The sequence below is a fragment of the Mesorhizobium tianshanense genome (genome assembly GCF_007830515.1).
GTDB lineage: Bacteria > Pseudomonadota > Alphaproteobacteria > Rhizobiales > Rhizobiaceae > Mesorhizobium > Mesorhizobium tianshanense.
The window spans coordinates 24,271-47,064 of sequence record NZ_VLKT01000008.1 but is presented as its reverse complement, the minus strand read 5'-3'; the positions used below and the strand labels follow the sequence as shown (position 1 = coordinate 47,064).

The 22,794-nt window shown below is 64.4% G+C and carries 23 protein-coding genes and 2 pseudogenes; 15 read left to right on the top strand and 10 right to left on the bottom strand.

Annotation, left to right across the window (positions count from 1 at the left end; genetic code table 11):
• Window positions 1-28: 28 nt before the first annotated feature.
• A complete protein-coding gene (gene pncA, locus IQ26_RS08015) occupies window positions 29-628 on the bottom strand; it encodes a bifunctional nicotinamidase/pyrazinamidase (RefSeq protein ID WP_145715636.1) in 600 nt (199 codons plus the stop codon).
• Between the two features lie 282 nt (window positions 629-910).
• Here pncA and IQ26_RS08010 point away from each other — a divergent pair, with 282 nt between their 5' ends.
• The 7 genes and pseudogenes from IQ26_RS08010 to IQ26_RS07980 all read left to right on the top strand — a co-directional run.
• Window positions 911-1,774 (top strand): FAD binding domain-containing protein, encoded by an 864-nt coding sequence (locus IQ26_RS08010; protein WP_145715635.1) that lies wholly within the window; start codon window positions 911-913, stop codon window positions 1,772-1,774.
• Window positions 1,771-4,545, top strand: a complete 2,775-nt coding sequence (locus IQ26_RS08005; RefSeq protein ID WP_145715633.1) for a molybdopterin-dependent oxidoreductase — start codon at window positions 1,771-1,773, stop codon at window positions 4,543-4,545. The genes IQ26_RS08010 and IQ26_RS08005 overlap by 4 nt, the downstream gene beginning before the upstream one ends.
• Window positions 4,542-6,083 (top strand): 6-hydroxynicotinate reductase, encoded by a 1,542-nt coding sequence (locus IQ26_RS08000; RefSeq protein ID WP_145715631.1) that lies wholly within the window; start codon window positions 4,542-4,544, stop codon window positions 6,081-6,083. Before IQ26_RS08005 ends, IQ26_RS08000 begins: the two co-directional genes overlap by 4 nt.
• Entirely contained in the window at window positions 6,083-6,964 is an 882-nt protein-coding gene (locus tag IQ26_RS07995; RefSeq protein ID WP_145715629.1) for a UPF0280 family protein, read from the top strand. The genes IQ26_RS08000 and IQ26_RS07995 overlap by 1 nt, the downstream gene beginning before the upstream one ends.
• Window positions 6,957-7,541: an amino acid synthesis family protein gene (locus tag IQ26_RS07990; protein WP_145715627.1), complete on the top strand. Its 585-nt coding sequence runs from the start codon at window positions 6,957-6,959 to the stop codon at window positions 7,539-7,541. The genes IQ26_RS07995 and IQ26_RS07990 overlap by 8 nt, the downstream gene beginning before the upstream one ends.
• Window positions 7,538-7,999: a MarR family winged helix-turn-helix transcriptional regulator gene (locus tag IQ26_RS07985; RefSeq protein ID WP_145715625.1), complete on the top strand. Its 462-nt coding sequence runs from the start codon at window positions 7,538-7,540 to the stop codon at window positions 7,997-7,999. The genes IQ26_RS07990 and IQ26_RS07985 overlap by 4 nt, the downstream gene beginning before the upstream one ends.
• Window positions 8,000-8,030: 31 nt before the next feature.
• Window positions 8,031-8,225: pseudogene (locus IQ26_RS07980) on the top strand (substrate-binding domain-containing protein); the annotation flags it as partial.
• Window positions 8,226-8,289: 64 nt separating this feature from the next.
• Here the strand turns inward: IQ26_RS07980 and IQ26_RS07975 are convergent.
• The 3 genes from IQ26_RS07975 to IQ26_RS07965 form a co-directional block, all read right to left on the bottom strand.
• Window positions 8,290-9,291, bottom strand: a complete 1,002-nt coding sequence (locus IQ26_RS07975) for an LLM class flavin-dependent oxidoreductase (RefSeq protein ID WP_145715623.1) — start codon at window positions 9,289-9,291, stop codon at window positions 8,290-8,292.
• Window positions 9,292-9,438: 147 nt separating this feature from the next.
• Entirely contained in the window at window positions 9,439-10,620 is a 1,182-nt protein-coding gene (locus IQ26_RS07970) for an AI-2E family transporter (protein WP_145715621.1), read from the bottom strand.
• A 154-nt stretch (window positions 10,621-10,774) separates the two neighbouring features.
• On the bottom strand, window positions 10,775-11,836 hold the full coding sequence (locus IQ26_RS07965) for an LLM class flavin-dependent oxidoreductase (RefSeq protein WP_145715619.1): 1,062 nt from the start codon (window positions 11,834-11,836) through the stop codon (window positions 10,775-10,777).
• A 230-nt stretch (window positions 11,837-12,066) separates the two neighbouring features.
• On the opposite strand from IQ26_RS07965, the gene IQ26_RS07960 reads away from it, so the two are divergent.
• Window positions 12,067-12,495, top strand: coding sequence for a DUF6481 family protein (locus tag IQ26_RS07960; RefSeq protein WP_097571857.1), 429 nt, complete (start codon window positions 12,067-12,069; stop codon window positions 12,493-12,495).
• Between the two features lie 86 nt (window positions 12,496-12,581).
• Here IQ26_RS07960 and sugE read toward each other — a convergent pair whose 3' ends face one another.
• Both sugE and IQ26_RS41030 read right to left on the bottom strand, forming a co-directional pair.
• Entirely contained in the window at window positions 12,582-12,896 is a 315-nt protein-coding gene (gene sugE / locus IQ26_RS07955) for a quaternary ammonium compound efflux SMR transporter SugE (RefSeq protein WP_091596354.1), read from the bottom strand.
• Between the two features lie 192 nt (window positions 12,897-13,088).
• The gene (locus IQ26_RS41030) at window positions 13,089-13,214 is read right to left on the bottom strand and encodes a hypothetical protein (RefSeq protein ID WP_126036705.1); all 126 of its coding nucleotides are present in this window, start codon (window positions 13,212-13,214) and stop codon (window positions 13,089-13,091) included.
• A gap of 212 nt (window positions 13,215-13,426) precedes the next feature.
• Here IQ26_RS41030 and IQ26_RS07945 point away from each other — a divergent pair, with 212 nt between their 5' ends.
• The gene (locus IQ26_RS07945) at window positions 13,427-14,257 is read left to right on the top strand and encodes a transglutaminase-like domain-containing protein (RefSeq protein ID WP_145715617.1); all 831 of its coding nucleotides are present in this window, start codon (window positions 13,427-13,429) and stop codon (window positions 14,255-14,257) included.
• 99 nt (window positions 14,258-14,356) lie between these two features.
• A complete protein-coding gene (locus IQ26_RS07940; protein WP_145715615.1) occupies window positions 14,357-14,761 on the top strand; it encodes a GFA family protein in 405 nt (134 codons plus the stop codon).
• 64 nt (window positions 14,762-14,825) lie between these two features.
• Here the strand turns inward: IQ26_RS07940 and IQ26_RS07935 are convergent, their stop codons facing one another.
• Entirely contained in the window at window positions 14,826-16,100 is a 1,275-nt protein-coding gene (locus IQ26_RS07935; RefSeq protein WP_145715613.1) for a DNA recombination protein RmuC, read from the bottom strand.
• Between the two features lie 105 nt (window positions 16,101-16,205).
• Here IQ26_RS07935 and def point away from each other — a divergent pair, with 105 nt between their 5' ends.
• From def to truA, 4 genes are read left to right on the top strand one after another with little or no spacing between them, the layout of a single operon-like run.
• Window positions 16,206-16,751 carry a peptide deformylase gene (def, locus tag IQ26_RS07930; protein ID WP_145715611.1) on the top strand — a complete coding sequence of 182 codons (546 nt, stop codon included), beginning with the start codon at window positions 16,206-16,208 and terminating at the stop codon, window positions 16,749-16,751.
• Window positions 16,752-16,766: 15 nt separating this feature from the next.
• The gene (fmt, locus tag IQ26_RS07925) at window positions 16,767-17,696 is read left to right on the top strand and encodes a methionyl-tRNA formyltransferase (RefSeq protein ID WP_208760122.1); all 930 of its coding nucleotides are present in this window, start codon (window positions 16,767-16,769) and stop codon (window positions 17,694-17,696) included.
• On the top strand, window positions 17,693-18,202 hold the full coding sequence (locus IQ26_RS07920) for a GNAT family N-acetyltransferase (protein ID WP_145715607.1): 510 nt from the start codon (window positions 17,693-17,695) through the stop codon (window positions 18,200-18,202). Before fmt ends, IQ26_RS07920 begins: the two co-directional genes overlap by 4 nt.
• An 18-nt stretch (window positions 18,203-18,220) precedes the next feature.
• Window positions 18,221-18,976 (top strand): tRNA pseudouridine(38-40) synthase TruA, encoded by a 756-nt coding sequence (gene truA / locus IQ26_RS07915; RefSeq protein ID WP_145715605.1) that lies wholly within the window; start codon window positions 18,221-18,223, stop codon window positions 18,974-18,976.
• On the opposite strand, the gene IQ26_RS07910 is transcribed toward truA, so the two are convergent.
• Together IQ26_RS07910 and dapE are read right to left on the bottom strand one after the other, a co-directional pair.
• Window positions 18,958-19,566 (bottom strand): transporter, encoded by a 609-nt coding sequence (locus tag IQ26_RS07910; protein WP_145715603.1) that lies wholly within the window; start codon window positions 19,564-19,566, stop codon window positions 18,958-18,960. The two genes, truA and IQ26_RS07910, sit on opposite strands and share 19 nt — an antisense overlap.
• A 2-nt stretch (window positions 19,567-19,568) precedes the next feature.
• Window positions 19,569-20,768, bottom strand: a complete 1,200-nt coding sequence (dapE, locus tag IQ26_RS07905; protein ID WP_145715601.1) for a succinyl-diaminopimelate desuccinylase — start codon at window positions 20,766-20,768, stop codon at window positions 19,569-19,571.
• A 116-nt stretch (window positions 20,769-20,884) separates the two neighbouring features.
• On the opposite strand from dapE, the pseudogene IQ26_RS07900 reads away from it, so the two are divergent.
• Window positions 20,885-21,917, top strand: a pseudogene (locus IQ26_RS07900) (2-dehydropantoate 2-reductase).
• Window positions 21,918-21,928: 11 nt separating this feature from the next.
• Here IQ26_RS07900 and IQ26_RS07895 read toward each other — a convergent pair.
• Window positions 21,929-22,378 carry a GGDEF domain-containing protein gene (locus IQ26_RS07895; RefSeq protein WP_145715599.1) on the bottom strand — a complete coding sequence of 150 codons (450 nt, stop codon included), beginning with the start codon at window positions 22,376-22,378 and terminating at the stop codon, window positions 21,929-21,931.
• Between the last annotated feature and the right edge of the window lie 416 nt (window positions 22,379-22,794).

Here is a 22,794-nt window from a genome sequence, read left to right as displayed (position 1 = left end):
TTGGAATTGTGTCGGATGCGATTGGTGTTCAAGCCAGTGTCACGCCGGCATCGCGCATTCGGTTCAGCATTGTCTCGAGGGAGCCATTGAGATTGATGCCGCGGCAAGCGTCGAGCCGCACTGTGGTATGAAAGCCGTGCTTGACCGCATCGAGCGCCGAAAAGGCGACGCAGAAGTCGGTCGCTAGGCCGACCAGGGTTAGTGTGTCGATGCCGCGCTCGTGGAGATAGCCGGCAAGGCCGGTCGGCGTCGTCCGGTCGTTCTCGAAGAAAGCCGAATAGCTGTCGATCTCCGGGTGGTAGCCCTTGCGGATCACCAGTTCGGCCTTGGTCCAGGCAAGGCCCGAATGGAAATCCGAGCCGAGGCTGCCTTGGATGCAGTGGTCCGGCCACAGGGTCTGCTGGCCATAAGGCAGATCGATCGACTCGAAGGGCTGCTTGCCGGGATGGCTGGAGGCAAAGCTCGAATGGCCGGCGGGATGCCAGTCCTGCGTCAGCACGACATGTTCTGTCCGTCGGATCAGGTCGTTGACCAGCGGCACGATCTCGTCGCCGCCGGCCACCGCCAGCGCGCCGCCCGGGCAGAAATCGTTCTGCAGGTCTATGATAACAAGCGCTTCGTCGGCCATGGAGCCTCCCTCTTGTCTGTCCCGGAAGCATGACCCGAACGGATGGTCTGCCGAACGCGGAAAAATGCCGCTGACACAACGGATGCAGAAACTTGACCAGATGGCCGGCTGCGTCAACCTCCAACGGCATACAAAGGCTTGCCGCCGCGCCGATGCGACCGGCCGGCGCAAACTCCGGCTTTGACAATTCCAGCCGGCTTGATATCATTTGCATACGAATGAATTTGCCCGGTTCGGACGCCGGCAGGATCCACCGGAAGACCCCTTTTGGGAAGGCAAAGCGTGATCCGTTACGCGAAACCCACCACGGTCGACGAGGCGCTGGCTTTGCTGGGCGAGGGCTCGTGGCGCATCCTTGCCGGCGGCACCGATTTCTATCCGGCGCAAGGAGCCAAGCCTTTCCGCGAAAATATCCTCGACATCAACGGCCTGGCGGTTCTGAGCGGAATCGCTGAGACCGAGGACCATTGGGTCATCGGCGCGCGTACCACTTGGACCGACTTCGTCCGCCATCCCCTGCCGGCGGCCTTCGATGCGCTGAAGCAGGCAGCGCGGGAAGTGGGCTCGGTGCAGATCCAGAACGTCGCCTCCATCGCCGGCAATCTCTGCAATGCCTCTCCGGCCGCCGACGGCGTGCCGGGGCTGCTTGTTCTCGACGCCGAGGTCGAACTGCGCTCGATGGCAGTGGCCCGCCGTCTGCCGCTGGAAAAATTCATCCTGGGAAACCGCCGCACGGAACTTCGGCTGGGCGAAATGGTCACCGCAATCCGCGTGCCGAAAAACGCAACCACCGGCACGTCGGCTTTCGTGAAGCTCGGCGCGCGTCGCTATCTCGTCATTTCCATCGCCATGGCGGCCGCCCGCTTGAGCATTGAGGACGGCATCGTCGGCAACGCTGCCGTCGCCGTCGGCTCCTGTTCGGCGGTCGCCAAACGTCTAGCAAATGTCGAAGCAGCGTTGCGCGGCGTCCCGGTCGGCCACGCTCTCGCCACTGCGATCCAGTCCGCACCGATGGACGAGCTTTCGCCGATCGGCGATGTGCGCGGCAGCGCCGAGTACCGGCTGGACGCCGCGCGCGAGATCGTCGCCCGCGCCGTGCTCGGTGCCGCGGGTCATATGCCTATGGAAAAGGTGGCGGCAGCATGAGCGAAGCTAAGCCTGGCATAAGGATGGAACGCGCTGACATCGCCTTCGAGGTCAACGGCGCTGCCGTTTCTGTCTGCGTGCCGCCGGTACGCCGTCTCTCTTCGGTGCTGCGCGACGAATTGCGCCTGACCGGCACCAAGATCGGCTGCGATGCCGGCGACTGCGGCGCCTGCACGGTGCTGGTCGACGGCGAACCCGTCTGCGCCTGCCTGATGTCGGCGGCTTCTGCCGCTGGCACCGCGGTGACGACCGTCGAAGGCCTCGCCAATGACAGGCTGTCGGCGCTGCAGGCCTCGTTCCTCGACCACGGCGCGGCGCAATGCGGCATCTGCACGCCCGGCCTGCTAATCGCGGCAACCGCGCTGCTGGACCGCAAACCCAATCCAACCGAGGCTGAAACCCAGGATGCGCTGGGCGGCGTCCTCTGCCGTTGCACCGGTTACCGAAAGATTATTGCCGCGGTGATGGATGCGTCGCGCCATGCCGATGACCTCGATTTCCGTTTGCCGCAATCCGGCCACGCCGTTGGTTCGTCCCCGATCAGGCTCGACGGCCTGCCGAAAGTCACCGGCGGCGAAAAATTCGGTGGCGATTCCTTCCCAGCCGACGCGCTGGCGGTGCTGGTGGTCCGCTCGCCGCATCATCATGCCCGCTTCGCCTTTGGCGATCTCGACGCCTGGGCGAAAACCCATCCTGGTATCGTCGGCGTCTTCACGGCTGCCGACATTCCGGGAAAGAACAGCTTCGGCGTCATTGCGCCTTTTGCCGACCAGCCGGCGTTGGCCGGAGGTTTTTCGCGCTTTCGCGGCGAGGCGGTGGCGCTGGTTGCCGGCGAGCGCGAGGCCATCCTCGATCTCGATCTTTCGGATTTTCCTGTTCGTTGGACCGAGTTGCCGCATGTCCTGCAGCCTTGCGAGGCGCAAGCCAGCGGCGCGCAACTGATTCACGACAACCGGCCGGCAAACCTGCTCACATCAGGCTTTGTCGAGCGCGGTGACCCGGAGGCCGCCCTTGCCGGCGCTGCCTTCATCGTTTCCGGCGCCGTCGACACATCCTATGTCGAGCATGCCTATGTCGAGCCGGAAGCCGGCTATGCCTATATGGACGGCGACACGCTCGTCGTCGTCGCCTGCACGCAGGCGCCCTACATGGACCGCGACGACGTGGCAAAGGTGCTTGGCCTTGCCGTCGACAAGGTGCGTATCGTGCCGACCGCGACAGGTGGCGGCTTCGGCTCCAAGCTCGACGTTTCGTTGCAGCCGTTGATCGGCCTGGTCGCGATGAAGACCGGGCGGCCGGCGGCACTCGCCTATACCCGCAATGAATCGATGATATCGACGACCAAGCGCCATCCCGCCGAGATGAAGGCGACCATCGGCGCCGATGCCGATGGACGCGTCACCGGCATGGTCTTCGCAGGCGATTTCAACACCGGCGCCTATGCGAGCTGGGGGCCGACCGTCGCCAACCGCGTGCCGGTACACGCCTCCGGTCCCTATGCGACGCCGAACTATCGCGCCGAAGGCCGCGCCATCCACACAAATGGGCCGATCTCCGGCGCCTTCCGCGGTTTCGGCGTGCCGCAGGCGACGATCATGCAGGAAACGCTCTATGACGAACTGGCCGAAAAGCTTGGGCTGGACCGGCTCGATTTTCGCCTGAAGAACTGCCTTCGGAACGGCTCCGAAACGGTCACCGGCCAGAGGCTGGAATCGGGCGTCGGCATCGCCGAGTGCCTTGAAGCGCTGCGACCGCATTGGGCGCGCGCGCTTGCCGATGCGGATGCATTCAATGCTGCAAACGACGACAGGAAACGCGGCGTCGGTGTCGCCTCCTGCTGGTATGGCTGCGGCAACACCTCGCTGCCCAATCCCTCGACCATCAAGGTCGGCATCTCCGCTTCTGGCGATGTCGTCCTGCATCAGGGTGCCGTCGATATCGGGCAAGGCTCGAACACGGTCATCGCCCAGATCTGCGCCGACGCGCTTGGCCTGCCGCTCGAAAAATTCCGTCTGAAAAGCGCCGACACGGCAATCACGCCGGACGCCGGCAAGACGTCCGCTTCGCGCCAGACCTTCGTGACCGGCAAGGCCGCCGAAAAGGCTGGAAGCGCCTTGCGCGAGACCATGCTGCGCTTCGCTAATGTCTCCGGAAAGGCAGCGATAGCTCTGGATGGCACAAGCCTGGTCATCCGCGAGGGCGAAGCGACACGGCACATCGATCTGTCTGCGCTGAAGGCCGATGCCGATGGTTTCGTCTTCCGCGCCGAGGAAAGCTATGATCCGCCGACGCTGCCGCTCGACGCCAAGGGCCAGGGCAAGCCCTATGCAGTCTATGGCTATGGCGCGCAGATCGCCGAACTGGAGGTCGACCTCAAGCTCGGCACGGTGAAGCTGATCAAGATCACCGCCGCGCACGATGTCGGCAAGGCGATCAATCCGCTGCTCGCCGAAGGCCAGATCGAGGGCGGCATCGCGCAAGGCATCGGCATGGCGCTGATGGAGGAATACATCCCCGGCCGCACGGAGAATCTGCACGATTACCTCATCCCGACCATCGGCGACGTGCCGCCGATCGAGACCATCCTGATCGAAGTTCCGGATCCGGAAGGACCCTTTGGCGCCAAGGGTCTGGGCGAGCATGTGCTGATCCCGACGGCGCCCGCGATCCTCAACGCCATCCGTCATGCCGCCGGCGTCCTGGTTACCAAAATTCCGGCGACGCCGACCCGCATCCGCGCTGCGATACGCGACAAGGAGGCACGCCGATGAGCGAGCTTGCCGAACGCTTCGAGACGCATGATCCCGGCGAGAAGCAGGTGGCGGAAAAGATCCGCTGCGATGCCTGTCCGGTCATGTGCTATATCGCCGATGGCCGCACCGGCGCCTGTGACCGCTACGGCAATGTCGGCGGCAGGATCGTGCGGATGGATCCGCTGACCATCCTCGATCACGCGGCCGAAACCGGCGCTGCGGTCGTTCCCTTTGTCGCCGAAGGCGAGGCCTGGGATGGCGAACTGGTCAACACCGGCCGCCGCTTCGTCACCGCGATCGGCGCCGGCACCACCTATCCCGACTACAAGCCGGCGCCTTTCATCGTCAGCCAGGAGGTCGAGGGCGTGGACCTCGTCACCGTGGTCACCGAGGGCATCTTCTCCTACTGCGGCGTCAAGGTGAAGATCGACACCGACCGTCATATCGGTCCCGAAACGGCGACGGTCCGCGCGGCGGGTGAGGCGATCGGCCATGTCACGACAGGCGAATACGGCTCGCAGATGCTGTCGCTGGGTGGCGTGCATCACTTGACCGGCGGCTCGAAAGCCGAAGGTCGTGCCACCTGCGATGGGCTGCTTAACCTATGCAACCGCAAACCGGTCGAACTCACCATCGACGGCGGTGCTGCGATCATCGTCGAAGCCGGCAAGCCGCCGGTCATCGATGGCAAGGTCGAACATCGCATGCGCGTCGGCTGCGGCTCGGCCACCATCGGCATGTTCGCCACTCAGTGGCGCGGCCTGGTCGACGAGGTGGTGGTGGTCGACGATCACATCACCGGCGTCGTTTCCGAGCATCAGGCAGGCAAGGTGCTGGGCTGGCAGGATACCGGCATCAAGATAATCGGCCGCCGTTCGACGCCGGGCCGCTATTTCAAGGTGTCGGAGCCCGGCCTCGGCTGGGGTGGCACCAACATTTCCGACCCGCTGTCGATCCTTGGCGAATGGAATGCGAAGAAAGGTGCGCGGCCGGGCCTGTCGCTGCTGATGGTCTCGACCACTGGCGAGCAGTTCGCCTATTACGAGCTCGACGACGAGTTGAAGCCGGTGCAGAAACCGTTCCCGGAGCGGCTGCAGAAGTCGGTCGGATTGATCGAGGACAATTGCGAGCCGGCGCTGTGCACCGTGCTGTTCATAGGCGGCGCCGGCGGCTCGCTGCGCGCCGGTGTCACCGAGAACCCGGTCAATCTGACCCGCTCGGTGCAGGGCCTGACGACTTATGTCACGGTCGGCGGTGCACCGGTCTATGTCTGGCCGGGCGGCGGCATCACCCTGATGGTCGACGTCACCCGCGTGCCTGAAAACGCCTTCGGCTATGTGCCGACGCCGGCGCTGGTGGCGCCGATCGAATTCACGCTGCGCCGCGACGACTATGTCAGGCTCGGTGGCTACGAAGCCGAGATCCGCAGCGTTGAGGACATTCTTGCCAAGGGCGGTGAATATCTCAATCCGCGTCATGGCACGGGCGCGCCGGCCAGCAATCCGTGGCCGCCGCTGGCGCAGTTGCGGCGCGCAGCGGGCAATGGGGTCGGGTGATGAACGGCCCGCAGGCGCATTGGCTTGAGGACGGCAGACGGCTGCATCTCAATCATGGCCCGATCGACCTGATCATCGAGGCATTCGGCGATGCGGGCGAATGTCGCGCCGCCTATGAGCAGGCGGTGGCGCGATTTCAGACAATCCTGCCGGAACTCGTCGGCGAACTGCCAGAGCTGAGCCGCCCGGCCTCGCTGCGGCCACGTGCTTTCGCTGGGCCGACGGCGCGCCGCATGGAAGCAGCGGTCGTTCCGCTAGCGAAACAATTCATCACGCCGATGGCCGCTATTGCCGGTTCGGTAGCCGACGAAATTCTTGCAGCTATGCTGGCCGGGCGCCGGCTCGATCGCGCCTATGTCAACAATGGCGGCGACAGCGCGATCCATCTCGGCAGCGGCCGGTCCATGACCCTCGCCATTGCCGGGACAGGTCATGGGCTGGCGGACCGCATTACGATCCGCGCTGGGGATGGGATTCACGGGGTCGCGACAAGCGGCTGGCGCGGCCGTTCCTTTTCGCTAGGCATCGCCGACGCCGTCACCGTGCTGGCGCGGACAGGCGCAGAGGCCGATGCTGCCGCGACCCTGATCGCCAACGCCATCGACCTGCCCGGTCACCCTGCCATCGAGCGCGTGCCGGCGCGCGATCTGGCGCCTGACAGCGACCTTGGCGATCGCCTGGTCGTCCAGAGCGTCGGCGCGCTTTCCCCTGGCGAAATCGCCGCTGCGCTGGACAGCGGGTTCGCCGTCGCCGAAGATTTTCGGCGACATGGCCTGATTGCCGCTTCAGCGCTGTTCCTTGCCGGTCAGGCACGGATCGCCGGTCCCATGGCGCTTGCCGCGCCCAACGAGAAATCAAGGAAGGAAATTGCCCATGCCTGAGTTCGCGATCCGCAAGATTGCGGTTCTGACCGAAGAGATCTTTCACGAGGGCGGGCCGGTGGCGAAGGTGCCGCGTCGCCGCGCTGCCGCCATGGCGGTGGTGAAGAACCCGTTCGCCGGGCGTTATGTGGAAGAGCTGCAGGGCGCCATGGACGATCTGAAGCCGCTCGGCCTGCTGCTCTCCGACAAGCTCATCGCGGCGTTGGGCGGCGACGTGAAACAGATTGACGGCTACGGCAAGGGCGCCATCGTCGGCACAGCGGGCGAGCTGGAGCATGGTGCGCTGTGGCATGTGCCGGGCGGCTACGCCATGCGCGAGCGGCTCGGCGACGCCAAGGCGATCGTGCCGTCGGCAAAGAAGGTCGGCGCCTTCGGCTCGCGGCTCGACGTGCCGCTCGGCCACATCAATGCCGCCTATGTACGCGGCCATTTCGATGCCATGGAGGTCGGCATCAGCGACGGGCCTCGTCCCGACGAGATCCTGTTCTGCCTCGCCATGACCTGCGGCCCGCGCGTGCACGACCGTATGGGCGGCCTCGCGGCGAAAGACATCAAGGCTTGGGACGGGCTGCGGTGAGCGGCGAGGACAATCTGCTCAAGCTCGTCGAGGCCGAGGAGCCCGACGAAAACGACTACCGCTTGCAGGAGCAGGTCGGCTTCATCCTGCGCAAGGCGCACCAGCGCCATGTCTCGATCTTCGCGGCGCATATCGCCGATCTGACGCCGCCGCAATTCGCCGCCCTGGCCAAATTGCACGACGTCGGCGAGACCTCGCAGAACCAGCTTGGCAGCCTGATCGCAATGGACGCAGCGACGGTGAAAGGTGTGATCGATCGGCTCAAGGCGCGCGGCCTGGTAGAGCTTTCCAAGCATGAGGTCGACAAAAGGCGCCTGCTGGTCAATCTGACCGCCGAGGGCCGCGATGCCATCGAGCAGCTGATCCCGATCGCCCGCGAGATCACTGAAGAGACGCTGGCGCCGCTGTCCGCCAAGGAGGTCGCCACCTTCATGCGGCTTTTGGCCAAGCTGACGTGAGTGCTGCCTTGGTCGGTCTGCGCTGCCCCTCCAGCCGCAACTGACCACGGTTGCACAACCGGTCAAGGCGATCGGCGAGCAGGCGGCCAATCTCCTCGACCGGCGCGCCGGGAACCGGGACGCGCCGCCGCGCAAGCTGGCGCCCAAGGGACGCCTGATGATCCGCAATTCATGCCGGCCACTGGGGGCGCCCTTTGGGGCGATCGCACAAAGCGTTAGCGACTGATGCATGTTGCCCAAAAGTGTGCAGCGGTTTTGGGATAACGACATGCATCAAATGAGAAAGACCATCAGGCCGCTTGCGACAGCGATTTGTGGACTTCGGCCAGGATCTCGAAGGACCGCACCCGCGCTGTGTGATCGAAAATCTGCGCGGTGACCATCAGCTCGTCGGCGCCGGTGCGGCGCACGAACGCCTCAATGCCTTGCCGGACCGTTTCAGGGACGCCGACAACGGTGCAGGACAGCGCCTGGCCAAGCATGGTTTTGGCCATCGGGTCGAGGTCGCGCTCATATCCCTCGACCGGCGGCGGCAATCGGCCGGGCCGGCCGGTGCGCAGATTGACGAAGGCCTGCTGCAGCGAGGTGAACAGCAGCCGCGCCTCGGCGTCGGAGGGAGCAGCGAAGACGTTGAGGCCGAGCATCACATAGGGCCTGTCGAGCTGTTCCGACGGCTGGAAGCGCGAGCGGTAGATCTCCAGCGCATGGTCGAGTTCTGCCGGCGCGAAATGCGAGGCGAAGGCGTAGGGCAGGCCGAGCATGGCGGCAAGTTGCGCGCCATAGAGGCTTGAACCCAGGATCCAGATCGGCACCTTTTCGCCCCTGCCCGGCACGGCACGGATACGCTGGCCGTCTTCGGCCGGCTGGAAATAGCCCATCAGCTCGACGACATCCTGCGGGAAACTGTCGGCGCCGGCCTCGAGGTTGCGGCGCAGCGCGCGCGCCGTGCCCATGTCGGTGCCCGGCGCCCGACCGAGGCCGAGGTCGATGCGGCCGGGATGCAATGCGTTAAGCGTGCCGAACTGCTCGGCGATGACCAGCGGCGAATGGTTGGGCAACATGATGCCGCCGGCGCCGACGCGTATCGTCCTGGTGCCGCCGGCGACATGGGCAATGACGACTGAGGTGGCGGCGCTGGCGATGCCCGGCATGTTGTGATGCTCGGCCAGCCAGTAGCGCTTGTATCCCAGCCGCTCGGCATGACGGGCGAGATCGAGCGAATTGGCTAACGATCGCGAAGCGCTGCTGCCTTCGACGATCGGCGACAGGTCGAGAACGGAAAGGGCGGTCATGGGCGGGGATCCTGTGGACGGGTAGGATGTAGGAAGCGACCGCCACGGCCACAAATTCAAAAAATTGAACAGACGCCGCGCGTCCAAGTAGGCGCAAAGGACATTTGAACTCGAAGATCCCGTCCGGAACTTATCCCGGTGTCCGGACTATGCGCCCGCCGCTTTCTCGGTGTCGGAAATCTCTTCGTCCTCAATCACGGTATGCTGCGCCGCCAGGAAATTGCCGACATGGCTGAGGCCGTCGAAGTGATCGCAGAACACCTTGATGACGACCAGCAGCGGCACCGCAAGCAGCGCGCCGACAAAACCCCACAGCCAGGACCAGAAGGCGATGGCGATGAGGATTGCCACGGCGTTGATCTCGAGCCGCCGGCCGACCACCGTCGGCGTCACGAACTGACCTTCGACGGTATCGCACAAAATCACGAAGGCCGGCGCCAGCAGCGCGTAGGAGATGCTGTCGAAGCTGATCAGCGCCATGATCGCGACAAGCGTGATCGTAATCGCCGCCCCGATATAGGGCAGGAAATTGAGCAGAGCCGCAGCCGCACCCCAGACCTGCGGGTTGGGCACGCCGAGCGCCCAGAGTCCGAGTCCGATGACCACGCCCAGGCATGTATTGATGACGGCGACGGTAAGCAGGTAGTGCGAGATTTCACGTTCGACGTCATAGACGACGCGCAGTGCCCGCTTCTTTTCGCTGAGACTGGGGAAGGACTGGACGATCTTCTCATAGAACATCGTGCCCGAGGCGAGCAGGAACAGCGACAGGACGAAGACGATGAGGACGCTGGTGCCCGCCGACAGCAAATTGCTGGCAGCTTGCGAGAGAAGGCCGGATTGCGCCATGGATTGCGCTATGGCTACCCTCTGAACGCCCGGTTCCTGGGACGGCTCCGTCAGTCCCTCTATCTGACGCGAAATCTCCACGATCCTTTCGAAAGGACGGCGCAGTTGCGCCAGACGCTCTGTAAGCTGCTGGCCAATCGAGGAAGTGTTGTTGATGAGGTCGATGACCGGGCCGCTGAGCAGATAGCCGGCCACCGCAAGGACGCTGACCGACAGCACCACCAGCAGTGTCGCCGATATCACGTCGGGCATGCCGTGCTTGCGCAGAAAGCGGACGATCGGCGTCAGCGTCAGCGCCAGCAGGAAAGCCAGAATGACCGGCATGAAGAAGGCTTTGGCGAAGTAGAGCGCGTAGATCGCCATCAGGATGAAGATGCCGACGAGCAACGAACGCATCAGATGCGTGTCGTTATGCGCCTCGACGCGCGAATCTGTGCTCTCGGCAACACCTGCGGCCAAAGCGGCGGGTTCGGCTTTCATTCTGGCCCTCGGCGGCACATCGCGACTGGTGTGCGCTGCTTGCGAAAACGCCTTTGCGGCTTCAAGGTTCCGTTAGCCGGCGTTGATGCATTGGCGGCAAGGCCGTCACGACCTTGCCGATAAATCAGGTGACCAGGAATCAGGCGACTGGGATTCAGGCGGCCGGCGCAGCCACGGCAGGGATGGTCTTTGCCGTTTCCTTGCGCACGATCGGCGCCACCTTGGTGCCGTAGAGCTCGATCGCCTTCATGATCTTGGCGTGCGGCATGATGCCGATCGCCATCTGCAGCAGAAAGCGGTCGTTGCCGAATATCCTGTGCTGGGCAACAATCTTCTCGGCCACCTGTTCGGGATTGCCGACGAACAGCGCGCCGTTCGGGCCGCGCGACTGGTCGAAATGTGCCCTCGACGTCGGACCCCAGCCGCGCTCGCGGCCGATGCGGTTCATCACCTCGGCCTGCGGCCCATAAAAATCGTCGGCCGCCTGGTCGGGGGTGTCGGCGATGAAGCCGTGGACGTTGAGGCTTGTGGCGAGGCTGGCTGGATCGCTGCCGGCCCGTTTGGCCGCCTCCCTGTAGATATCGAATAGCGGCGCGAACCGCGCCGGCTCGCCGCCGATGATGGCCAGCGCCAGCGGCAGGCCGAGCGCGCCGGCCCGCGCGGCGGATTGCGGCGTGCCGCCAATCGCGATCCAAATCGGCAATTTGTCCTGGAAGGGGCGGGGATAGACGCCGCGATCGTTGATCGGAGCGCGCAGCCTGCCCGACCAGGTCACCTTGACATGATCGCGGATGGCAAGCAGCAGGTCGAGTTTTTCGGCAAAGAGCTCGTCATAGTCTTCGAGGTCGTAGCCGAACAGCGGAAAGGATTCGATGAACGAGCCGCGCCCGGCCATGATCTCGGCTCGGCCGCCGGACAGAAGGTCGAGCGTCGCAAACTGCTGGAAGACGCGAACCGGATCGTCGGAGGACAGCACGGTGACCGCGCTGGTCAGCTTTATGCGCCTGGTCCGTTCGGCCGCCGCGGCCAGCGCTACGACCGGCGCGGAAGCGGCATAATCGGGACGGTGATGCTCGCCCAGCCCAAACACGTCGAGGCCGACCTGGTCGGCCAGCTCGATCTCCTCGATCAGGTTGCGCAGCCGCTCATGCGCACCGATGGCTCCAGGGCCCGGTTCCGGGCTGACGTCGGCGAAGGTGTAGAGACCGAGTTCCATAATGTGTCATCTTGGCGTTTCGTTTTCGCGCTACAGGTAGCGATCCGGTTGTCGCATCGCCAGAGGGGCGGATGGTGAACAGTGCATGTCGGTTTCAGCCGAATTCAGCCGGAATGGCGTCTCCCGGCTGCAACAGCCCAGAATTTCATGGCTGGCATACCGTTTTGGCGCTTGAACTCTCGGTTTTCACGCGTATGTAAGCGTCGCGAATTGACTTCAGGGAAGTGGACTTGGCTATCTACAGGGAAAAAGACATTTTTGAGCGGCGCAATGCCGCGAACGAGGCAAAGAAGGCGCTTCTGGAGCGCTTCAAGTCAAAACCGGCAGCAGACGATCCAGCGGTGCTGGCACGGCAGGCCGAACGCAAGGCAATCCTCGAAGCTCGTGCGATACGCGAGGCAGAAAAGGCTAGGCTGAAGCAGGAAAAGCTGGCGCGCGAGGCGGCAGAAAAGGCCGAGCGCGAGGCTGCTGCCGAAGCAGCGCGCATCGCCGCCGAAGAAGCGGCCCAGGCGGAAGCGAAGATCCGGGAAGCCGAAGAGAACGAGCGCATCGCTCGTTTGCTTGCCGACGAGGCCGAGCGCAAGGCCAAGCGCGACGCGCGCTATGCGGCGCGCAAGCAGCGCACCGGCAGGACGCCTCCGGGCTTTTCCGCTCGCTAGCGCTCCTACAGCGCGATTTGCAAATCGCCTTCAGGGCCGCCTAGCAGCGGCCCTGAAGGCGTTTGTGCTGCGACCTTGCAGCAAAACTAGGCCGCGAGTTTCAATCCCATAATGCCGCAGACGATGAGTGCGATGCAGGCCAGCCTGATGGCGGTCGCAGGCTCGCCGAGCAGCCAGATGCCAAGCAACGCCGTGCCGACGGTGCCGATGCCGGTCCACACCGCATAGGCCGTGCCGACCGGCAGCGTCTTCAGCGCCAGTCCGAGCAAGGCGAGACTGACGACCATCGAGGCAACGGTCAGGACGGTCGGCAACGGCTTCGAGAAGCCGTCGGTGTATTTGAGGCCGATCGCCCAGCCGATCTCGAACAGGCCGGCGAAGAAGAGAAGAATCCACGACATCGGAACGCTCCATTGGATTGCGGGTCGTCCCGGTCGATTTCGGGGAAAGCGCGAAGCCGTCTTCGCTGCATGGATATAGAAATTTCGCGCGCCCAATCAACAGCAACACCGGCGGCATTTCAGGACCAATCGTTGACTATCGATTGGTCCTGAAATGCCACCGGTCATGACCTTGCGTCGAAACGCCGAAGCTTACCTGTCCTTGAGCTTGATCGCCTTGACGGGCGGTGCCTTCAGGGCCGGGGCAGCGGCGGGTTTCTTCGCGTCCTTCTTCGGCTTGCGGGCCTCTTTGCCCGCCTTCATCGCACCTTTAGCCATGATTCGTTTCCTCCGATTGTGGCAAGCGAAATGAACCAAGAGAAACGCCCGACCGCAAGAGGCATAATCTGGCGCCGTCGCCAGCCGGCGGCTGTCAACCGGTTTCTAATTCGCTCGTAAACCGCGCCGGTCTGTGCGATGATCTTTTTCGCACTGCAGCATCGGCCCGTGCCTTCGCCGGGTGATGATCCGGCAGGCCGGTCAGGACGACAATGCGAATCCATATCGGCTGCGAGATGAGCTTCGACTTTCCGCAGGAAACGCCGCTGATCGCGATGCTCAACGTCCACTATTCTCGCGCGTCCGATCTCGAGCGGCCGGATTTCCTGACCTCGAACCCACCGGTGCCGATCGAGAGCTACCGCGACAGTTTCGGCAATTGGTGCAACCGTCTTGTCGCGCCGCCGGGTCGCTTCACCTTCGGCACGGACGCGGTGATCCGCGATCCGGGAACCTTCGAGATGGGCGACCTGATGGCATGGCAGCACGAAGTGCGCGACCTGCCGTCCGACACGCTGTTGTTCCTGCTGCCGAGCCGCTATTGCGAGAGCGACGTGCTGGCGAACGAGGCGTGGCGGCTGTTCGGCCACACACCGCTCGGCATCCCACGCGTGCAGGCGGTCTGCGATTTCGTCCACAATCACATCATCTTCAACTATGGCAATGCGCGGCCAACACGCACGGCGGCCGAAGCCTATCGCGAGCGAAGCGGCGTCTGCCGCGACTTTGCTCATCTCGCGGTCGCCTTCTGCCGCGCCTTGAACATCCCGACGCGCTATTGCACCGGCTACATCAGCGACATCGGCCTGCCGAAACCGTGGTCGGACATGGATTTCGCCGCCTGGATGGAGGTCTATCTAGGTGGCCGCTGGCATGCTTTCGACCCACGCAACAACGCGCCGCGCATCGGCCGCATCCTGATCGCCTCCGGCCGCGACGCAGCCGACGTGCCGCTGACCCATATTTTCGGGCCGGGCACGCTGGCCGGTTTCAAGGTCTGGACCGACGAGGTCGTCGAACAGGCGTCGGCGCAGCAGTGTTGAACGACTGGATGGTTCGCGCGTTGTGAATGCCTGTGGAGCTTCGGCGGGTGCACCGTTAAGCTCGAACGCACCGAGGCGCGGCTGAAGGGAGGAATGAAGATGAAAATCGACGGTGGGTGCCACTGCGGCGCCATCACTTACGAGGCGGAAGTCGATCCGGAAAAGACCAATATTTGTCACTGCACCGATTGCCAGAAGCTGACGGGCACGGCATTTCGAGTGACCGTGCCGGCGCCGGAGGATCACTATCGGATCACCATGGGCGCGCCGAAGGTCTACATCAAGACAGGATCGAGCGGCGCCAGGCGCGCCCAGGCCTTTTGCGGCGAGTGCGGTTCGCATCTCTACGCCACGTCGGTTGGCGACGGGCCGAAGGTCTACGGCATCAGGGTAGGCACGGCGCGGCAGCGCGACGAACTGGTGCCGAGGCGGCAGCTGTGGCACCGCTCGGCGCTGCACTGGCTGCCGGAATTCGAAGGCACGACGATCGTCGAGGAGCAGTAAAGGCAGATCCGGCGCCCAAGCTTCGATCCCCTAGGATTTGGCTCCCTAGGATTGGCTCAATGTCTCAGTCGTCGCCTTCGACGACCCTTAGTCTCAACTGACCGGTCTTGGAGTCGGCGACGCGCGCACCAGCTTCGGCCTTCACGCCGGCCCCATGTGTCGTCTCGGCCGATCCGGCGGCGCCCTCCGTCGGCTGCGCGCCGAACTCCAGCGCCTCGATCTTCTGGCCGCGCTTGGTCACCTTCGACGTCGAGACGAGAATATCGTCGATATCCTTGGCCGACTGGCCGAAATGGCTCTGCAGCTTGCGCACCCGCTCGTCGAGGCGCGAGACATCCTCCATCAGCCGGATGACTTCGCCCTGGATCAGATGCGCCTGCTCGCGCATGCGTGCGTCCTTGAGGATCGCCTGGATAACCTGGATCGACAGCATCAGCAGCGACGGCGAGACGATGACGATCCGGGCGCGGTGCGCCTTGTGGACAATCCCCTCGAAATTCTCGTGGATCTCGGCGAACACGGATTCCGACGGCACGAACATGAAGGCGGTGTCCTGCGTCTCGCCCTGGATCAGGTATTTTTCGGCGATATCGCGGACATGCACCTCGATGTCACGCCGAAACGACTGTGCGGCGACCTTCTGCAAATCGGCGCCTTCGGCGGCACGGATGGCGTTCCAGGCTTCCAGCGGAAACTTTGCGTCGATGGCAAGCGCCGGCGCGCCGTTCGGCATCTTCACCAGGCAGTCGGGCCGGCTGCCGTTCGACAAGGTCGCCTGGAATTCGTAGGCACCGTGCGGCAGGCCGTCGGCGACGATCGCCTCCATGCGCGATTGGCCGAAGGCGCCGCGCGTCTGCTTGTTGGAGAGGATAGCCTGAAGCTGAACGACCTGGCCGGCGAGCGACTGGATGTTGCCTTGCGCCATATCGATGACCGCCAGCCGTTCCTGCAGTTTGGCGAGGCTCTCATGCGTCGATTTCGTCTGCTCGGTCATGGTCTGGCCGAGACGGCCGGTCATCGCGTCGAGGCGCTGGCCGATCGACTGTGTGAGTTCGGCCTGCCGCGCCCCGAACACTTCGGCGATGGCGCCCATGCGGCCCTGCATTTCGGCCTGGCTTGCCAGGATGCCGGCCATCCGCGCCTCGGCGTCGCGGGCATGGTCGGCGGCTTCCGCGGCCGCCACCGCACGCGCCTTGGCCGACCGCCAGAGCGCGACGACGAGCGCCATGAACAGGCCCAGGAACAGGATCGCGCCAAATGCCAGAGCGTGGCCGAGCGTGATCGTGGTGGCGCCGAGCCGGGCGATTGGTTCGGACAGGATGGTGGTCAGGTCGTTCATATGGGGCAACATAGATGATTCGGCCTGATGGCACAGATCAAAACGTGAACGGCGCTTCAAACGCCCCGGTTGACGCTTTTCGTGCGAGGTCTTAGGTGAGACGCCATGTCGATCAAGCCGCTCATCATCCTTCCCGATCTCGTCCTGCGCCAGGTTTCGAAGCCGGTCGAACGCGTCGACGGCGCCTTGCGCAAGCTGGCCGACGACATGCTGGAGACCATGTACGATGCGCCGGGCATCGGCCTGGCGGCGATCCAGGTCGGCGAACCGTTGCGCATCCTGGTGATCGACCTCGCCAAGGAGGACGAGACGCCGGCGCCGCATGTCTTCATCAATCCCGAGATCCTCGAGAGCGCCGATCAGCGCTCGGTCTACGAGGAGGGCTGCCTGTCGATCCCGGATTACTATGCCGAGGTCGAACGCCCCGCCGCTGTCCGCGTGAAGTACCTCGATCGCGATGGCAAGCTCCAGGAGATCGAGGCCGAAGGGCTGATGGCGACTTGCCTGCAGCATGAGATCGACCATCTCAACGGCGTTCTGTTCATAGACCACATCTCGAAGCTGAAACGCGACATGGTGGTGAAGAAGTTCAAGAAACTCGCCAGGGAGAAGGCACCGGGCAACAAGGCGCCGGGCAAGCTGGTGGGGTAGGGCTGAAAAATGCCCCTGCGCGTCATCTTCATGGGTACGCCTGAATTCTCGGTGCCGACGCTGCGGGCGATCGCCGAAGCCGGGCATGAGATAGAGGCCGTCTACACCCAGCCGCCGCGCGCCGCCGGCCGCCGCGGGCTGGAACTGACGCCGTCGCCGGTGCAGCGCGAGGCGGAGCGGCTGGGCATCGCGGCGCGAACGCCGGTGTCGCTGAAGAGCGCGGCCGAGCAGCAGGCGTTTCGCGCCTTGCGGGCCGATGTCGCCGTCGTGGTCGCCTATGGATTGCTGTTGCCCAGAGCCATTATCGAGGCGCCGCGGCTCGGCTGCCTCAATGGCCACGCCTCGCTGTTGCCGCGCTGGCGCGGCGCCGCACCCATCCAGCGCGCCGTCATGGCCGGTGACACCGAGACCGGCATGATGGTGATGCGGATGGAGGAAGGTTTGGACACCGGCCCGGTGGCGATGGTTGAAAAATGCGCCATCGGCCCCGATATGACGGCCGGCGACCTGCACGACCGGTTGATGATCATTGGTGCCGCGCTCATGGTGGAAGCACTGGCCCGGCTGGAAAGAGATGCCCTGACATTTACCACACAGGCGACGGCGGGGGTGACCTACGCCAAAAAGATCGATAAAGCGGAGACGCGCGTGGACTGGACGCGGCCTGCTGGCGAAGTCCACGATCATATTCGCGGCCTGTCGCCCTTTCCCGGCGCATGGTGCGAAACCGAAATTGGCGGCCGCTTGGAACGGCTGAAACTGCTTCGCTCGACGCTTTCGGATGGCGCCGGCGAGCCGGGAGGAATTCTCGACGACCGGCTGACGGTCGCCTGCGGGTCAGGCGCGATCAGGCTGGTCGAAGTTCAACGTGCGGGCGGAAGGCCCATTGCCGGGCAGCAGTTCTTGCGAGGGGCCAAGCTCGAAAAAGGAATGAAATTCTCATGAGCATGATGTCTATACGCGCGGCCACGCCGCGTGACCGCGAGGCGATCCGCCTCGTCGAGGAACATGCATTCGGCCAGCAGGCGGAGGCCGGACTGGTCGACGCGCTGGTCACTGGCGGCGATGCCGTCGTCGAACTGGTGGCGGACGAAGACGGGCAGGTGGTGGGTCACATCCTGTTTTCGCGGCTTTTCGTGCAGAATGGCGGCAAGAGCTTTCCAGCGGTGGCGCTGGCGCCTCTGGCGGTCGAGCCGTCGTTCCACGGCACCGGCATCGGCGGCGCGCTGGTCCGTGAGGCGCATATCCGCCTGAAGGACGCCGGCGAGGTGCTGGCCGTGGTGCTTGGCGACCCCGCCTATTACGGCCGTTTTGGCTACAGCCATGCGCGCGCCGAAAAGTTCGAAAGCGAATACCAGGGCGAAGCGCTTCAGGCGCTGGCCTGGGGCGAAGCGCCAGAGACCGGCAGGCTGGTCTACGCTTCGGCCTTTGGCTCAGCGCTCGCCGCCTAACCTCATCCTGCTTTAGGAATGCCGCGGTTTCGCCTCGACATCGAATATGACGGCAGCCTCTATGCCGGCTGGCAGCGTCAGGCAGACCAGCTTTCGGTGCAGCAGGCGATCGAGCAGGCGATCGAGAAATTCTGCGGCGAGCAGGTCTCGCTGCGCGGCGCCGGCCGCACCGATGCCGGCGTCCACGCGACCGGCCAGGTGGCGCATGTCGATCTCATCAAGGCATGGCCTGATGACAAGGTGCGCGATGCCGTCAACGCCCATCTGCAAGCGGCCAAGGCGCGCATTGCCATTCTCAAGGCGGCCGTCGTGCCGGATAGCTTCGACGCGCGTTTCTCGGCGATCGGCCGCCACTATCTCTACCGCATCGTCAACCGGCGCGCGCCGGCGGCGCTCGACAAGGGCAAGATCTGGTGGGTGCCGAAGCGTCTCGACACCGAAGCCATGCACGAGGCGGCAAAAGTGCTGCTGGGGCGGCATGATTTCACCACGTTCCGCTCGACCCAATGCCAAGCCGACAGCCCGGTTCGCACGCTCGACCGGCTGGACGTCAGTCGTCTGGCTGACGTGATCGAAGTGCGAGCCTCGGCGCGCTCGTTCCTGCACAATCAGGTGCGCTCCATGGTCGGCTCGCTGAAGCGCGTCGGCGAAGGTGGCTGGACAATTGCCGACCTGAAGGCGGCGCTCGATGCGCGCGACCGGGCAGCCTGCGGCCAGGTGGCGCCGCCCGACGGGCTTTTTCTCGTCGGTGTGGACTATCCGACGGACGGTTGATTTGGTGCACCGATCCCGAGCAGTGCCTCCATGCCGAACCAAACCGCCAGCGACGCCACGAACATGCCGGCGAAGACAGCGGTGCCGACGGCGGCGCCCCTGCCGATGGCGACGTTCGTCATCCGCCAGGTCATGACCATTGACAGCGCAAACAAAAGCAGCGCTGTCAGCACGGCGAACTCGTTGGTGGACGGCAGGAAAAGTCTGATCAACGCCGCCGGCAGCATCATCCAGGCGATGACCGCCGACGCCCAGTTGCTGGCGACGACATAGTGGACGAAGCGCCCGCCGATGCCGGCACGCGGTGCGACAAAGGCAAGGCCGACAAGCGGCAACACCCAGGTGCCGATGTCGACCGTCGCCAGACGGACCAGCATGCTGAAGCGCCCCGCGAATGCATTCGGATCGCCGATCTCGTTGGCAAGGCCGACCCAACCGACAATCAGCGCCGGTGCTGCGACGACGATGGCGAAGAAGGAATTCCAGAAGCCGTCGGCCGAAAGATCGAGCAGGCGCAGTCCGTCGGGCTTGCCGAGCATCAGTCGCCAGGCGCCGGTCAGCGAAGCATAGGTTTCATCCGACGAAAGCATGACTACGATACGCCTCGCTCGAACCAGTCTTCGATGAAGCGGCGATAGATCTGTGTCAGCGTCTCCAGGTCGGCAAGCGCGACGCGTTCATCGACCATGTGCATGGTCTTACCGACCAGCCCGAACTCGACCACCGGACAATAGTCCTTGATGAAGCGCGCGTCGGAGGTGCCGCCGGAGGTGGAAAGCGCCGGTTTCCTGCCGATCACCGCCTTGACCGAACCGCTGAGCGCTTCGATCAGCCGGTCGTCGCGGGTGAGGAAGACGTGGCTCGGCCGGTCGCGCCAGACGAGCTCGTAGTCGACAGCCGTTGTCTTGCCGGTCCGGTATTTCTTGCGCTTGGCCGCCTTGTCGAGACGGTTGTGGATTTCCGCCTGGATGGTCTCGGCGGTCCATGTGTCGTTGAAGCGGATGTTGAAGATGGCGGTCGCCTTCGCCGGAATGACGTTGGTGGCCGGATTGCCGACATCGATCGAGGTCACCTCCAGGTTGGTCGCCTGGAAATCCTTTGTGCCTTTGTCGAAGACGGGATGCAGCAAGGCGTCGGCCAGCGTCATCAGCCCGCGCACCGGGTTGTCGGCAAGCTGCGGATAGGCGGCGTGGCCCTGCCGCCCATTGACGATGATGCTGCCGGACAAAGAGCCGCGCCGGCCGATCTTGATCATGTCGCCGAGCGCGTCGGGGTTGGTTGGCTCGCCGACGATCGAGGCGTCCCATTTCTCGCCCCTGGCAGCCGCCCATTCGAGCAACTTTATCGTGCCGTTGATGGCCGGTCCTTCTTCATCGCCGGTGATCAGCAGCGAGACCGAGCCTTTCGGGCCGCCTTTCGACTCGACATGGCGCGCCACCGCGGCGATGAAGCAGGCGATGCCGCCCTTCATGTCGACGGCGCCGCGACCGAACATCTCGCCCTTGGCGACCTCGGCGGCGAAAGGCGGATGCGTCCATGAGGCCTCGTCGCCGACCGGCACTACGTCTGTGTGCCCGGCGAACATCAGATGCGGCCCGTTGCCGGAGCGGCGCGCATAGAGATTTTCGATATCGGGCGTGCCGTCCTCGGAAAACACCGGGCGCTCGACGGAAAAGCCGAGTGGCTTCAGCATTGTCGCCAGCGCGCCCAGGGCTCCACCTTCGGCAGGCGTCACGGAGGCGCAGCGGATCAGGGCGGCGAGGTTTGCGGCGGGGTCGGTCGGCAAGGTCATGGGCAAAAGCGATAGTCGAAAGCGGAAGGCCTGTCACGGCCAGACATGAGGGCCAGTCATGCCGCCGACATTATGGTTTCATGTCGTATAGTTGCAGGCCAAGGCAGAACTATCGGATGGCCAACGAGAATAAAACGATCGTCGTTGCCGGAGCCGGCAGCATTGGTTGCTATGCCGGCGGTTGCCTGGCGCTCGCCGGACGGCAGGTGATTCTGCTGGCTCGGTCGCGCATTGGCGAGGCCTTGCGGAAGCATGGGTTGCGGGTCACCGACCTTGATGGCCGTGACCGCCTCATCAGGGCTGATGCAACTTCGGTCACCACCGATCCGGCGGTCGCCTTGCCCGGTGCCGAAATGATCCTGGTAACGGTCAAGAGCGGCGCGACGCAAGAGATGGCGGCGCTCATTGCCGCCCATGCCCGCCCGGACGCGGTGGTGGTCAGCCTGCAGAACGGCGTCGACAATGCCGACAGGCTGCGGGCCGGGCTCGCCGGGCGGTTTGTGCTCGCCGGCATGGTGCCGTTCAACGTGGTCCAGTCGCCGGGTGGCGAATTGCCGCTTCGCGTGCATCGCGCCAGCGAAGGCAAGGTGATGATCGAAGACGGGGTAGCTGGCCTCGTCGATCTCCTCGATGTCGACGGGTTTGCCGTAACCGAGCACGGCGACATGACAGCGGTGCTGTGGGGCAAGCTGCTGCTCAACCTGAACAACGCGCTGGTGGCGCTTTGCGGCCTGCCGCTGGCAGCGCAATTGACAGACCGCCGCTGGCGGCTGATTTTGGCCGGCCAGATCGACGAGGCGTTGGCCGCAATGCGGGCTTCGAACATTGAGCCGGCACGGATCGCCGGCCTGCGTCCCGCGCTGTTGCCAAAAGTGCTCCGTCTGCCCGACTGGCTGTTCAAGATTCTGGCGCGGCGTATGCTCGCGATCGATCCCGAAGCGCGCTCGTCGATGTGGGACGATCTGCAGCGCGGCCGACCGACCGAGATCGACGAATTGCAAGGCGCGATCCTGCGCCTGGCGAACAGCGGGCACGCCGGCACCACTGATAAAGCGGATCACGGCGCTGGTGCGCAAGGCAGAGCAGGAAAGGCGTGGATCGCCCGGCCTGACGCCGGAGGCCATCATGGCGGCGGGCAGGCCCCAATGATCGGTGGATTGTCAGTTCGCGGCCCGCACATGCGCCCGGTAACGGCCCTTGCCGGTGCGCTTGGCTTCGTAGAGCGCGTGATCGGAACAGGTGAGGAGAACTTCCGGCTCGCCGCCGTCGGCAGGCGCGAAGGCGCTGCCAATGCTCAACCCGATGCGTATTGCGATGCCCACGCCAAGGTCGAAAGGTACCGAAATCTTCTCGATGGCCCGCTTTGCCAGATAGGTGGCTTCGATCTCGGATGTGCCGGGCAGCAGGATGACGAATTCGTCGCCGCCGATGCGGAAGACCACATCTCCCGCTCGGAAAGCGCGTTTCAATCGTTCGGCCACCTTGCGCAGCAGCATGTCGCCGACCGCGTGGCCGAAGCGGTCATTAACGTGCTTGAAGCCGTCGAGTCCATGCTGAGAACGGCAAACGGCCTGCCGCCATTCGCGGCCGGCGCCGCAAGCTCGCCGCACATTTCGCGCAGTTTCTCCTGAAGGAAGATGCGGTTTGGCAGGCCGGTCAGCGCGTCCTTGATCGCCAGATCGCGATTGTCCAGTTCGGCGCGGATCATGCGGGCGTTGATCGCATGGTTCTGAAGCAGCACGACGATGACGCCGGCCACATAGAACGGCATTTGAATTCCGACGATCGACATCCCCGAGGCCGGAGAAAACAGCGCGCCAACCAGATAGGGCAGGCTAACGGCAAGCATGACGAATATGGCGTAGCGTGGGGTCGCTGCGTTGCGTGACGACACCACGCCGACGACGCCTGCGACGTTCAAGCCAGCCAGCACGGCGAGCGCCATATGCCCGCTGGCGACGCAGCCATAGCAGCCGAGGCCGAAAATCACCGACCACACGCCGCCGGCGGCCATCAGGACTGCCAG

Bases quoted from the DNA above. Each gene is read 5' to 3' on its own strand.
- pncA (WP_145715636.1), bottom strand. From the start codon at position 628: ATGGCCGACGAAGCGCTTGTTATCATAGACCTGCAGAACGATTTCTGC.
- IQ26_RS08005 (WP_145715633.1), top strand. From the start codon at position 1,771: ATGAGCGAAGCTAAGCCTGGCATAAGGATGGAACGCGCTGACATCGCC.
- IQ26_RS08000 (WP_145715631.1), top strand. From the start codon at position 4,542: ATGAGCGAGCTTGCCGAACGCTTCGAGACGCATGATCCCGGCGAGAAG.
- IQ26_RS07995 (WP_145715629.1), top strand. From the start codon at position 6,083: ATGAACGGCCCGCAGGCGCATTGGCTTGAGGACGGCAGACGGCTGCAT.
- IQ26_RS07990 (WP_145715627.1), top strand. From the start codon at position 6,957: ATGCCTGAGTTCGCGATCCGCAAGATTGCGGTTCTGACCGAAGAGATC.
- IQ26_RS07975 (WP_145715623.1), bottom strand. From the start codon at position 9,291: ATGACCGCCCTTTCCGTTCTCGACCTGTCGCCGATCGTCGAAGGCAGC.
- IQ26_RS07970 (WP_145715621.1), bottom strand. From the start codon at position 10,620: ATGAAAGCCGAACCCGCCGCTTTGGCCGCAGGTGTTGCCGAGAGCACA.
- IQ26_RS07965 (WP_145715619.1), bottom strand. From the start codon at position 11,836: ATGGAACTCGGTCTCTACACCTTCGCCGACGTCAGCCCGGAACCGGGC.
- sugE (WP_091596354.1), bottom strand. From the start codon at position 12,896: ATGTCGTGGATTCTTCTCTTCTTCGCCGGCCTGTTCGAGATCGGCTGG.
- IQ26_RS41030 (WP_126036705.1), bottom strand. From the start codon at position 13,214: ATGGCTAAAGGTGCGATGAAGGCGGGCAAAGAGGCCCGCAAGCCGAAG.
- IQ26_RS07945 (WP_145715617.1), top strand. From the start codon at position 13,427: ATGCGAATCCATATCGGCTGCGAGATGAGCTTCGACTTTCCGCAGGAA.
- IQ26_RS07940 (WP_145715615.1), top strand. From the start codon at position 14,357: ATGAAAATCGACGGTGGGTGCCACTGCGGCGCCATCACTTACGAGGCG.
- IQ26_RS07935 (WP_145715613.1), bottom strand. From the start codon at position 16,100: ATGAACGACCTGACCACCATCCTGTCCGAACCAATCGCCCGGCTCGGC.
- def (WP_145715611.1), top strand. From the start codon at position 16,206: ATGTCGATCAAGCCGCTCATCATCCTTCCCGATCTCGTCCTGCGCCAG.
- IQ26_RS07920 (WP_145715607.1), top strand. From the start codon at position 17,693: ATGAGCATGATGTCTATACGCGCGGCCACGCCGCGTGACCGCGAGGCG.
- truA (WP_145715605.1), top strand. From the start codon at position 18,221: ATGCCGCGGTTTCGCCTCGACATCGAATATGACGGCAGCCTCTATGCC.
- IQ26_RS07910 (WP_145715603.1), bottom strand. From the start codon at position 19,566: ATGCTTTCGTCGGATGAAACCTATGCTTCGCTGACCGGCGCCTGGCGA.
- dapE (WP_145715601.1), bottom strand. From the start codon at position 20,768: ATGACCTTGCCGACCGACCCCGCCGCAAACCTCGCCGCCCTGATCCGC.